The following is an 11,889-nucleotide window of genomic DNA, read 5'->3' as shown; positions in this document are numbered from 1 at the left end:
GTGAGTAAGACTAAGGAAGACAATCAATATCTTATTTTCTTACTAGATAAGGAAACCTTTGGTCTTCCCATACTTAAGATCAAAGAGATAATTGAGCATACAGAGATCACAAGAGTTCCTATGATGCCTAAATTCATTCCAGGTGTGATCAATCTTCGAGGCAATGTAGTGCCCGTGGTGGATGTCAATTATAGATTTTTTGGTAAAGTAACCAATATTAATCGGAAAACCTGTATTATTATTTTTGAATCCAATGTGGAAGAAACTAAAATAGAAGTTGGCGTTTTGGTGGATATTGTTAATGAAGTTGTTGATATTCCAGAAATTGAACCCGCTCCGAGTTTTGGATCTACTCTTCGAGTAGAATTTGTGGAAGGAATTGGAAAACTAGATGAGAAATTTGTTATAATTCTAAACATTGATCGTGTTTTAGATATTACAGAATTGAATGAATGGACGGATGATAAAACAATCATAGAAAATAATTCTGAGGCTCTTCAATGAGTTTTTTATCTATGCAAATTTTTGACTCTAGAAAAGAGAATGCGATAGTCTTAAGAATTAATTTCTTTGTAGTATAATCGCTTATTCAACTAAGTAATTATATTACAATATTATAGATATTTTTAATTAAAATTATGGAAATAGACTCACCATTACTCGTTCGTGATATTTTTTTAAATCCGGGTGATTATTATTTTGGGACAAGAGAGTATAGATTTAGAACTTTGCTTGGTTCTTGCGTAGCCTTAATCTTGTGGCATCCAACTCGTTTAATTGGTGGAATGGCTCATATTATTTTGCCAACAAGAAAAATCTTATCTAATTCAACAATTATTTCAGTTTCTAATTCACAGACCAAATCCCAATCAGCAATTTTATCCCAAGAATCAGAAGCTCTAGGCAAATACGCAGATGAATCTTTCGAACAATTCAAAAAATCGGCAAAATCTTTTCGAACAGAAATCTCTGAATACCATGCAAAAATCTTTGGCGGAGCCGACATGTTTGCTTTTGCCAAGAAAACTGATAAAATCTATGTTTCTGATGAAGAAAAAGAGATCTTGTCCAACTACGAAGATAAATTTAGTATTGGTAAGAAGAATATAGTTTTCATTAGAAATCTACTAGAAGAAAATAAGATTCCCATTGTAGGTCAAGATCTTGGTGGCAATCAGCATAGGAAGGTATTTCTAACAATCTGGGATGGAGAAGTTTGGATGGAAAACAAGAAAATCGAAATCTAATTTAGCATGAGTTTATGAAAAAACAAATCAACGTATTTATAGTAGATGATTCAGCAATCGTAAGGCAAGTATTAGGCGAATATCTCAAGAAAGATCCAGATATTAATTTAATAGGTGTGGCTCCAGACCCGATATTCGCTATGGATAAAATGACTTCCCATTGGCCCGACGTAATCGTTCTGGATATCGAAATGCCTAGAATGGATGGAATCAGCTTTCTCAAAAAAAATCATGGCAGAGCGGCCTACACCAATTGTAATCTGTTCAACTCTTGCCGAAGAAAATTCTGATACTACATTTATTGCTCTGGAAGAAGGCGCATTAGAAATCATAACAAAACCCAAAATTGGACTAAAGGGTTTTCTTGATGAAAGCTATATACAAATCATTGATGCGATTAAGGCTGCCGCTTCTTCAAACTTAGCAAATCATAGAAAAAAAACCGATCGACGCGAATCCAAAAAGTTATCAAATATTGCACATTCTGATTTTCAGAAATCAGGTCTATCTTCTATACGAGCGACCGAAACTATAATTGCCATTGGAACTTCCACTGGCGGAACGATTGCTCTCGAACAAGTTCTTTCTAAGTTGGATGCAACTAAAACTCCAGGAATAGTAATTGTTCAACATATGCCAGAAGTATTTACCAAGAATTTCGCAAGAAGACTCAATGAAATATGCGATCTGAATGTGAGAGAGGCAATCGATTCGGAGAGAATTTTGCCTGGTGAAGCATTGATTGCGCCAGGTAACAAACATTTACAAATCAAAAGATCGGGCGCTCAATACATGACAGTTGTTAGTGACGGCCCATTGGTAAATCGACACAGACCTTCAGTAGACGTGCTTTTTCGCTCAGTCGCTAGGGAGGCTGGTAAGAACGCCAAAGGAATCATCATGACAGGAATGGGAGATGATGGTGCAGCAGGCCTTCTGGAAATGAGACAGGCAGGAGCTTTTACGGTAGCACAAAATGAAGAGTCTTGTGTGGTTTTTGGAATGCCAAAAGAAGCGATTCGTAAAGGAGCAGTTGATAAAATTGTATCACTTGACGAAATCTACCGTGAAATAAATTAATTCATAGTTGGATGACTATAAAAAAAATAATAAATTTCAAAATCAACGATTTCTATTTAGATTTAATTATTTGCGATTTTATAAACGAAAGATTTTGAATAAGAAAAGGATAGTTCAGAGTTTAAAGTATCTCTAAACTATCCAAAATCCAAGTTTATAAAGAATTTGTAATCATTAAGGAATTAATTGTCACTCACAAGTTCCAAACTGATTTTCTTACGTCTAGCTGTGATTTCTTCAATCGATTCTTCTTTGATCAGTTCATCGGGAACAATTTTGAAAATTGTTTGTCCCTTCGAAATAATCTTTCCATCAGCGTCAGCCATAAGATTTTTCTCAATTTTGCCCGAGAAAGGAACAGATATCTTATTGAACATCTTCATCACTTCAATGATAAACAAAGGTTGCCCTGCTTTGAAGTGATCCCCGTCGGAAACCAGTGGTGGAAGATTAGGAGCTTCTCTTGCATAGAACATTCCACCCATAGGTGCAATGATCTCATCACTGCTTGCTTTCGGAGGTGGAGACAAAACTTTAATAAAAGCATCACGAGACTTAGGTGTTTTGAATTCTTCGGGAACTACTTCGTTTAGATGATCATCTACACCAATTTTGTTGAATCCAGATTTATTGCTTAGATTTGGAATCAATTTTAGAATGTACATTCCCAATTGAAATCCTCTATGGGACTCAGTGATTTTATTCCATAAAGAAGAGTCGATACCCTTTGGTGCTGAACTGCCACCTAGCAATTTATCTAATTCTAACCATGAATTCGCTAATTTACGATTATCTAATTCAGCGTAAAAGTTTCTTGCTTGCGAAAGAAATTTCTCATCATGATCCCAAATTTTCTCAGAAGATGGAGCATTATTTCTATCTTCTAGATGCAAATAATGGTACAATTTGTCCAAGATAGAAATTGGGTTCTCTAGAAATTGAATCGATCCAGAATCAATCTTCCAATATCTTCCATCATAGAGTCCTAAGAATCCAGCGAGAACATGAGGGTTAGAGAGAAGTCTTTCTAGAGGACGCAAAATCAAAGTTTCTTTTTTCTTGAGAATAGATTTACCAGCAGCATCCAATTTCGAAGTCATTTCATTCCACAAAATATTCAAATCTAGATCACGAATGATCGACTCTAGAGCACCTACTCCAGCAAGATAAGATGTCATAAATTGTGTGGACGGTTTGAACATTGCATCTTTACCAAGGATCCAAGATGCAAGTCCATAATGAACTTGAAGATTGGTCTCTAGATTTACTCCACGAAGTTCCGTGCATCGTATAATATTTGCTAACCTTTCGAGATTGTCTTTGCGACTCACACCATGCGTAATAAGAAGAGCAATATTCGAATCGTAGGCGCCCGCGAGATGATAGTGAACAAATGCTCCTGTATCAGGATTTCTTGTTCCTATTCCTTGATCATCACGAGTCTCATCGGAATGAACGCTCGACCAACTATTGATAATCCCACCCGCGTGAGGTTGAAGACTTCTATTCGTTGCATTGATTCGCACTTCTGCACCAGATATATTTCGAATCACTCTCTCGGGTTTTGGAACTTTCTTACCGTGAACAGAAAGCATTGCCATTGCCTCAATAAGAGAATCCAAATAGAAATAATCATTAACATCATTTGGATTGGTAAACTTCAATCGGTAAGCCATCTCTGTAACTCGATGCTCAACCTGAATCCTTGTATTCATTTCCATAAAGAAATGATTGGTTCCTTCAACGATTGATTCAAATGTAGAAACAGAATCAAGTCTCACAGCTTTTCCAAAAACTTCCGCTTGTGATTCCATCTCTGATAGACATTGTAGATCTTGTTTTAGAATCTCTGCTTTTTTTGGATTCGATTTGGAATAGTCTTCGATTTCTGATTTGAGCTGTTCTTGAGTGAGTGATAGTTCCAAAAGTTTCTGCTCATGCATCTGCACGGAACAATCACGACCACCTAGAGATAAACTCCACTCTCCATTTCCTATCAATTGAATCTCGTTGTGGCGAGTATTCTCAATATTCAATTCGATGAGGAAGTTTCGATTGGAACCAGGAGCTACAACTTTTGACTCTGCCAAAATTTCCATAACAGCTGAAGGAACTTCTTCTAATGTTTGAATAACGCGCTGTCCCTTTCCACCGCCACCACCAATGTATTTGAAGCGAATTCTTTTGCCTGGAAAATCTTTCCAAATTTCCTTTGTTCCAATTTCTGCTTCTTTTTGCAAATCGGCAATTGTAACCAATTCGATCAATTTAGTATAACTTTTCTGTAGAAGATTTTCTGCATTCTCTTCAATGGAAATCTTATCATCATAGGAAAATTCCAACGAATTTTCTTTAGCGAGCTTACTTAGAGCATCTTTGGATCCATTCAGCTTACGAACCAAAGCAAGTGCAGTAACATTGTCTAAACCTGGAGTAACCGAAACTCCTAGAGAACGAGCAAGTTTTTTCGCTTCGTCTTTTGCGCCAGCTTCCTTAGCAACATGGGATGAAGGACCCATAAAAGTGACGCCCGATTGTTCAATGGCTTCGATGAATTCTGAATCTTCCGCCATAAATCCGTAGCCTGCAAATATATGAGTGTATCCATTGGATACAGCAATATCAATGATCTGTTTGATTCTCTCCATTTTCTCATCTTTACCAGAACCCATATAGTCTGGAACGCGATGAACATTGTCTGGGAATTCAAAATCCCGGAGCTCGGGCGCAAGCGCCTTAGGATATACAATCGAATCCTTTTCAGAAAGCAGAATTCCGTATTCAGCGACTCCTGATTCTTTGAAAACTTCAATCGCTTCCTTTCGAACAGGTCCTCGGCAAACGATCAAACATTTAATTCCTGTTAAAGTAAAGGATGCTACCCAAGGAGAACTTGCCTCGTGGATTTTTTTTCTATTTAATTTCTGATCAAGCATGTCTTATTCGAACTCCCTTTGAATTCCACCCATTGCACTTGGTTTGTAATGGTTCATTAGATAATTTAAGTTTTTGGAAAGAGTCTTTCTTGTATTACCTGGAATGATTATACTCGAAACCGATCCGAGAGAAAGAGCTTCTTTTGGATTCATCAATTCCTTTTCGTATTTCTGCGAAAGGGCTAGAAATTTCTCGTCACGAATTTTATTCGCTTCATCCACAGACATTCCCTTAGAAAGATTTGCTTTGTATTCTTTGAGAATTGCTCCATTCTCATCTTTGTAAACGTATTCTTTACCGGCAGGACCCATAACAGCAATCCTTGCCGTAGGAAGTGCAAAAACAAGATTCGCTCCCGTGAAATAGGAGTTAAAAGATGCGTAAGCTCCACCAAAGGCGTTTCGGATAATCAGAGTCATACGAGGAGTGCGCAAGTCAATGATGGAATCCAACAATTTTCTTCCTTCCAATACAATTCCATTGTGTTCTTGATCTTTTCCAGGTAAGAAACCTGTTGTATCTTCAAGAAAAATCATAGGGATATTGTAAAGATTGCAGAAGCGAACAAATCTTGTTCCTTTTCGTGCAGCACCTATATCAATCTGTCCCGACGAAACAGCAGAATTGTTTGCAAGAAATCCTACAACATGTCCGCCAACTCTTCCGAAAGCAGTAATCATATTTCTAGCTCTCTGCGGTTGAAGTTCAAAATACTCACCATGATCGCATATCTGTTGGAGATACAATGTAATATCAAAAGGTGTATTCATACCCGTTGGTGAGTTAAAAGTTTTGCGAAATAGAATATCCTCTTCGAAAGTGAAACGATCTACTGGATCGCTTGTTGGATAAAATGGTGCATTGGTTTCATTATTATCAGGAAGGTAGGAAAGTAATCGTATAGCAGTTCTTAGGGAACCTAGTTCATCATTTGTAACAAGGTCAACCACCCCGCTCTGTCCATGGACTTTGGGTCCGCCAAGATCATCTGCGGAAATATCTTCACCGAGTACAGACTTGACTACGCCTGGACCAGTTAGACCAAAAAAAGTATTCTCACATTGAATCATGAAAGAACCTTGTCTTGGAAGATACGCTCCACCTCCAGCATTGAAACCAAACATAAGCATTATGCTCGGAACTCTTCCGCTGATCTTGCGAAGTGCTGTAAATGCATCGGAGTAACCATCCAATCCACCGACGCCTGCTGGAACATAGGCACCCGCTGAGTCATTCATTCCAATCAATGGAATTCCATGCTCGCCTGCCATAAGAATATGTCTGGCTAATTTATTACCGTTGGTTGCATCCATCGAGCCTGCACGAAGGGTAAAGTCATGACCATAGATGGCAACGTCACGGCCATTCACTCGAATGATTCCAGTGATAATTGAGGCACCGTCTAAATTGGGACCCCAGTTTTGGTATAGTATATTTGGCTCTTCGTTTGTGAGAACTTTGATTCGTTCCCATACTGTCATTCTATGTTTAGAATGCTGAACTCGGATACGATCCTCGCCGCCTCCAACAAATGGCTTTGAAACGAGATCATTTCCCATGTCCAAAGCATCTTCGTAGATACCTCTTTTCGATACAGAATCTACTTTCTCGGAATCTCCATTAAAAGGATTTTCTATTGAATAAGTTTGGTTTTCCATTGTATTACCAGCAAGTCTTGGATTGAATTCTACTTCCAGACTTTCTAAAAAGGCTAAAATGGAAAGAGATTTTTTAGACTAAAGCGTCTTCGTAGGTTTTTCTGATTCGAAACATGGAGTTCATATCAACGATTTCAAAAACTTTTTGCACTGATGAATTGAGACCTGAGAGTGAGAGAGTGATTTCTAATTCGTTCGTGATCTTAAGAGCTGCAACTATGACACGTAGTCCAGCCGATGATACGAAATCCACTTTGGTTAGATCAATGATCAAATGTTTACAGTCTTTTTTGCGAAACTCTTCCATAAGCAATTTCTCTGCTTTATGAATATTGTGAACGTCCATATTTCCAATTATTTTTAAAACTTTATTATCTTTTATAATTTCTTTCTGAAATTCCATCTCAATACCTTAATTCAAATTTTTCTCTAAGACTAAAACATTGGAATCTGCATCCCTTTTATAAGAAACTTTATCCATGAGTTTCTCCATCAGGTAGACTCCGAATCCACCCTTTCTTTCTCCACGAAGGTTTGCCTCAACCGAAGGAGGTTTGACTTCTTGTCTCAGAAATTCATTGCCATAGTCAACCAAACGAAGCCTACATAAATTCTCACTGAGAAATAATGAGCATTCTACTGTCTGATTCTTTCTATCACTACCTTTGTATCCATGCAAAATAATGTTCGTTGCAGCTTCATCAATGGAGAGCAAAATATCATCTATGATCATTTCATCGATTTTTCGACCTCGCAATGAATCTCCTACAAATTCACGAATTTTCGGAACCTGCTGAGTGTTTGCGGGAAAAATCCTCTGGAATTGATAATCATCATCAAATTTCAAGATCATAACCGTAAAATCATCAAACTGCTCCGCACCTTCTGCATATTCAACAATTAAATTGTATAAATCTTCTATGATTTCTTGTGCTTTTAGATGCTTTCTTGAAATGATTTCCTGAATAAATCTTTCTAAACCAAATTCTTCATCTTCGCCATTCTTCTCTTCAATGGCTCCATCAGTATATATTACAAATAATTCACCAGGTGCAACCTTAATTCTTCCACCTTTGTAATTTCCCAAAGGAACAACGCCGAGTGGAGCACCTTTTCCTTTGAGGAGTTCATAGGTATTATCATTCTTGATCCATATCTGGTCATTGTGTCCGGCAGAGGCGTATTGAATCTCCATTGTTACTGGATCATAATGAATATAAAATAATGTTACAAACATTCCCGATTGGGAATCTTCATAGATCAAAGTGTTCGCTTGTGTAAGAATCTCATCAGGACTTAGCAAATGATTCCGTGCGAGAGTTCGAATGATAGAAGAAGAGATAGCCATAAAAATAGCAGCTGGTAGGCTCTTCCCAGAAACATCCGCTACTAGATAGGAGAATTGACCATCATCATATTTATGTATATCAAAGAAGTCTCCACTCACTTCCTTAGCGGCGACCGACTTAACACCTAAGTCAAAATTGGAATTGGATGATCCGACAGTCGGAAGAATGTTTTGTTGGATATTTCTTGTGATTTCGATTTCTTTTTCGATCGCTTTTTTCGCGATCATTTCTTGGTTGAGTTTTAGATTCTCATAACCTTTGATGATCTGTGAGCTAATTGTTTTGAGTAAACGAAGATGCGTTTCGTCAAAGGGACCATTTGTCTTTTTACCAGAAATGCAAATTACTCCAAATGGTTTCTCACCTGAAGTTGAAAGAGGCAAAAGAATATGAGACCCCTTTACAAATTCCAAATCCAGTGGATCGACAACCCCGTCTTTCAACCCTTCAATGCTAACTACTGTTCTATTGTATATGATGGATTCTACAACGATTGAATCTCGTATGAAATCTTCTTTCATTTCTTCTTCGCGTCCTTCAACTAGAGCGGTTACATCAATTGTAAGTTTCTTGCGATCGACTAGCAAAGTAGCTACAATGGAAGATTCCATTTCTGTGGAAATGATACTATTTGCATGCCTGAGAAGATCAGATTCTGTATGGGATTCCATTACAGCTTGCCCCAATTCAAAAAGGGATCCAAGAGTTCTCACTTTTTCTTGAAGATTGATATTGGTTGATTCAAGATTCTCAAGCAATCGAGTTTTTTGAATTGCCAATGCGCAAGATGTAGCAAAGCTCAGAAACAATTCTAAGTCAGCCTGAGTGAAATGGTTTCGATCAATCGTATTGATCGCTTCAATAATTCCTATAACTTCATCTTCTACAACAAGCGGTGCAGCCAAAATATTCCGAGTCACAAAATTGGATGCTTCATCTACTTCTCGAAAAACTCTAGGATCTCGAATTGCATCATTGATGATCATCGGTTGTTTCGTTATAGCAACTGTTCCAGCGATTCCTTGACCCATAGGAACTCTGATTTTCTGTATCTGATCTTTTTTGTCACCGGTGACTACTTGGAAATAGAGGAATTCTTTGGTTGGATCCACAAGCATAAGTGAACTTCCTTCTGTTCGAAAAACAGCTTTGGCACTTTGCATGATGGATTCCAATAATTTACCCAGTTCTAAGGATGAGTTGATCAGTCCTGATACACGAATGATTTCTTCGAGTTGGTATTCTAGGCGGTTGTTTTTTTGATGGATATTGGAGTTATCGACTAAAAGTAAAACAGATGTTAGTAGTGATGTGAGAACGTCTTCTCTATCATCAGATAATCCAGAATCACGAAGAAGTAAACTTAGATTGGAGCAATAATATGAGATAAGTTCGAAATCTTGCTTTGAGAAATTTTCAAAATGATTGATTTCTTCCAGTATGAAGACACCCAAGTCAAAAAAACCTGTGTCTTGGCCAAGAAAGCAAGCCATGTAAGATTCGGGGAGGACTTCCCCCGAAGATTTGAATTTTGCATTTTTCTTAAGTAAGAGATTTTTTCTTTGCTTAAATGCATGTCTTGCAATCGAGTCTGATATTGTTAGGTGCTTCGGGCTACCATATCTTTGCAGCTTACCTGTCTCATCAACCAAGTAGAAGGCTCCACCAACGGCGCTAACCAACCTCTTTGCTTGGTGAAGAATAAATTGTAGAATTTCAGCTAACTTCTGATCTTGGCGAACATATAGTTTACCAGTTTCGGAAGTTATAATCAGCGAATTGCGAATATTTGAATCCAAAATTTTTTAAGAGGTTCTACCGAACTTTAAAGATTCCTCTCTCAATTTCTTGTTAGCTTCTTCGAGTGCTTTGATTTTATCCAAAGCTCCCATTAGCTCATCTCGTGAAAGAGTAGAAACAATTTGGTTTGCTTGCATAGTTTCTTGAGCATTCTTCAATTCTACTCGCGAATAATCTACTATTTGTTCATACATACGAATGATCTCATCGGAATTCGCTAACTCTTCTTCATTCAATCTCAAGACTTTTTCATAGCCTTTGATTATATCATTTTGAATTCTAATTTTTTTGTTTAATTCCTCAATATTATCCTGAGACATTTGCGTATCCTTGTTATTTGTAAACTAATCTTGACAGCCCCCCCAACTTGGAAATCTTGGTGTCATGATGCGGGGGCGTAGCTCAGTTGGGAGAGCGTTTGAATGGCATTCAAAAGGTCAGGGGTTCGATTCCCCTCGTCTCCACAAACCTTCCCCAAATCTTTCTAAAACCTGTCTTTTTCGTCAAATTCTTTTTTATTTGGACTACTTATGATATTCTCTTATGAACGTAGAGGTCTTCCGGAAGGAAATGAAGTCTTCATCTTCCAAGATCTACTAGATAGCAAACAAACTCTTCGAGAACTTGGCAAGCCTCTAGAAGAATTGTTCTCAGTAAAATATATTTACTTACCAGAATGGCAACATTGGACTCGCCCTATTGTTCTAGAAAAATTCAAAGAAGCGGGAAGAAATGAACTTTGGCCTCTGCTTTTTGAAACACCCATGGAAAAGGTTATGGTTGCATCGGGCTTCAGTTTCTCATTTTGGAATCAAGTATTTCTTAGCAATCTCAACCTTTTCAAACGTTGTTTTCTTTTTAATCCAGAATTGGATTCGTCCGGTCGAGTCGGCAATTTTATCGAAATCAGCCAAAGTTTCTGGAAAAGACAAGGATTCCACTTTTTCGAATGGTTGGAAATCCAACCCATCGCCCACCATCTCGCAACGATTCAAGAAAAGCAGAAGCCAATCTACCCTTTTCCATTTACCGTATTTCGATCCCAGCCCAATTCAGAACGTTTTGCTAAATCATCCTTATTACTCCAAAAGAACTTTACAAATTTAGAAATCAATAGCTTGGCTAATACGACTTGGGATGGAATCAAAAAATCTATGGCTGGAAAAAAATTGCTCCTAAAGACCGTGTGCGAAGAATACAAAGTAAAAAAGGACAAAATTTGGTCCGGCCTAATTAAGGTTTAGGTAAGTAACTATGCCAATAAAGAAAATACTAAGAATTGGGAACCCGCTTCTCCGACAAACCAGCGCTGATGTCACTGAAGATGAAGTAAATACAAAAGAGTTCAAAAAATTGATCCGTGATATGTTTGAAACAATGAAGTATGCCGACGGTGTAGGACTTGCTGCACCACAAGTTGGGATACTTAAGAAAATTGTTGTAATCGGAAATGAACCAGAACCGACTCGTTATAAAAATGCTCCTGAAGTTCCGCAACAAATTATTCTCAACCCTGTTATCGAACACCTAACCGATGATACAGATGGATTCTGGGAAGGATGCTTGTCTGTTCCTGGAATGCGAGGTTATGTCGAAAGACCTAACCGAATTAGAATGACCTGGAGAGATGAGAAGTTCAATGAATATTCAGAAGAAATTTCTGGATACAAAGCTATTGTTCTCCAACATGAATGTGATCATTTATTTGGTGTTTTGTATGTAGATCGTCTGAAGAGTCCCAAGTTATTTGGCTACAATGAAGAAATCGATACACTTGGCAAAGAATTAGATTAAGAAGTTTTTTAAAATTTAAGAGGA

Annotated in this window: 9 protein-coding genes, 1 tRNA gene and 1 pseudogene; 6 read left to right on the top strand and 5 right to left on the bottom strand. The window is 37.7% G+C overall.

Going from position 1 to position 11,889, the window contains the following annotated elements; translation table 11 throughout:
• The 3 genes and pseudogenes from O4O04_RS10955 to O4O04_RS10945 all read left to right on the top strand — a co-directional run bounded on the left by O4O04_RS10955 (position 1) and on the right by O4O04_RS10945 (position 2,327).
• Positions 1-504 (top strand): chemotaxis protein CheW, encoded by a 504-nt coding sequence (locus tag O4O04_RS10955; protein WP_272531720.1) that lies wholly within the window; start codon positions 1-3, stop codon positions 502-504.
• A gap of 134 nt (positions 505-638) precedes the next feature.
• Positions 639-1,247 carry a chemotaxis protein CheD gene (locus O4O04_RS10950; protein WP_272531718.1) on the top strand — a complete coding sequence of 203 codons (609 nt, stop codon included), beginning with the start codon at positions 639-641 and terminating at the stop codon, positions 1,245-1,247.
• 14 nt (positions 1,248-1,261) lie between these two features.
• Positions 1,262-2,327 (top strand): annotated as a pseudogene (locus tag O4O04_RS10945) (protein-glutamate methylesterase/protein-glutamine glutaminase).
• 182 nt (positions 2,328-2,509) lie between these two features.
• Here O4O04_RS10945 and O4O04_RS10940 read toward each other — a convergent pair.
• The 5 genes from O4O04_RS10940 to O4O04_RS10920 form a co-directional block, all read right to left on the bottom strand.
• Complete coding sequence (locus tag O4O04_RS10940; RefSeq protein WP_272531716.1) at positions 2,510-5,263, bottom strand: ATP-binding protein; 2,754 nt, start codon at positions 5,261-5,263, stop codon at positions 2,510-2,512.
• A gap of 3 nt (positions 5,264-5,266) precedes the next feature.
• Entirely contained in the window at positions 5,267-6,922 is a 1,656-nt protein-coding gene (locus O4O04_RS10935) for an acyl-CoA carboxylase subunit beta (RefSeq protein ID WP_272531715.1), read from the bottom strand.
• Between the two features lie 73 nt (positions 6,923-6,995).
• The gene (locus O4O04_RS10930) at positions 6,996-7,325 is read right to left on the bottom strand and encodes an anti-sigma factor antagonist (protein ID WP_272531713.1); all 330 of its coding nucleotides are present in this window, start codon (positions 7,323-7,325) and stop codon (positions 6,996-6,998) included.
• A 9-nt stretch (positions 7,326-7,334) separates the two neighbouring features.
• On the bottom strand, positions 7,335-10,070 hold the full coding sequence (locus O4O04_RS10925) for a SpoIIE family protein phosphatase (RefSeq protein WP_272531711.1): 2,736 nt from the start codon (positions 10,068-10,070) through the stop codon (positions 7,335-7,337).
• Between the two features lie 6 nt (positions 10,071-10,076).
• Positions 10,077-10,391 (bottom strand): hypothetical protein, encoded by a 315-nt coding sequence (locus O4O04_RS10920; RefSeq protein WP_272531709.1) that lies wholly within the window; start codon positions 10,389-10,391, stop codon positions 10,077-10,079.
• A gap of 71 nt (positions 10,392-10,462) precedes the next feature.
• On the opposite strand from O4O04_RS10920, the gene O4O04_RS10915 reads away from it, so the two are divergent.
• From O4O04_RS10915 to def, 3 genes are all read left to right on the top strand, one after another.
• A tRNA-Ala gene (locus tag O4O04_RS10915) sits at positions 10,463-10,535 on the top strand.
• A gap of 66 nt (positions 10,536-10,601) precedes the next feature.
• Entirely contained in the window at positions 10,602-11,315 is a 714-nt protein-coding gene (locus O4O04_RS10910; RefSeq protein ID WP_272531708.1) for a hypothetical protein, read from the top strand.
• A gap of 10 nt (positions 11,316-11,325) precedes the next feature.
• Positions 11,326-11,865 carry a peptide deformylase gene (def, locus tag O4O04_RS10905; protein ID WP_272531706.1) on the top strand — a complete coding sequence of 180 codons (540 nt, stop codon included), beginning with the start codon at positions 11,326-11,328 and terminating at the stop codon, positions 11,863-11,865.
• Positions 11,866-11,889 lie beyond the last annotated feature (24 nt).

The organism is Leptospira sp. GIMC2001, from assembly GCF_028462125.1.
Taxonomy (GTDB): domain Bacteria; phylum Spirochaetota; class Leptospiria; order Leptospirales; family Leptospiraceae.
The sequence above is the reverse complement of the archived record's forward strand: the minus strand, read 5'-3'. Positions and strand labels throughout refer to the sequence as shown.

Bases quoted from the DNA above. Each gene is read 5' to 3' on its own strand.
- def (WP_272531706.1), top strand. From the start codon at position 11,326: ATGCCAATAAAGAAAATACTAAGAATTGGGAACCCGCTTCTCCGACAA.
- O4O04_RS10930 (WP_272531713.1), bottom strand. From the start codon at position 7,325: ATGGAATTTCAGAAAGAAATTATAAAAGATAATAAAGTTTTAAAAATA.
- O4O04_RS10940 (WP_272531716.1), bottom strand. From the start codon at position 5,263: ATGCTTGATCAGAAATTAAATAGAAAAAAAATCCACGAGGCAAGTTCT.
- O4O04_RS10920 (WP_272531709.1), bottom strand. From the start codon at position 10,391: ATGTCTCAGGATAATATTGAGGAATTAAACAAAAAAATTAGAATTCAA.
- O4O04_RS10935 (WP_272531715.1), bottom strand. From the start codon at position 6,922: ATGGAAAACCAAACTTATTCAATAGAAAATCCTTTTAATGGAGATTCC.
- O4O04_RS10950 (WP_272531718.1), top strand. From the start codon at position 639: ATGGAAATAGACTCACCATTACTCGTTCGTGATATTTTTTTAAATCCG.
- O4O04_RS10910 (WP_272531708.1), top strand. From the start codon at position 10,602: ATGATATTCTCTTATGAACGTAGAGGTCTTCCGGAAGGAAATGAAGTC.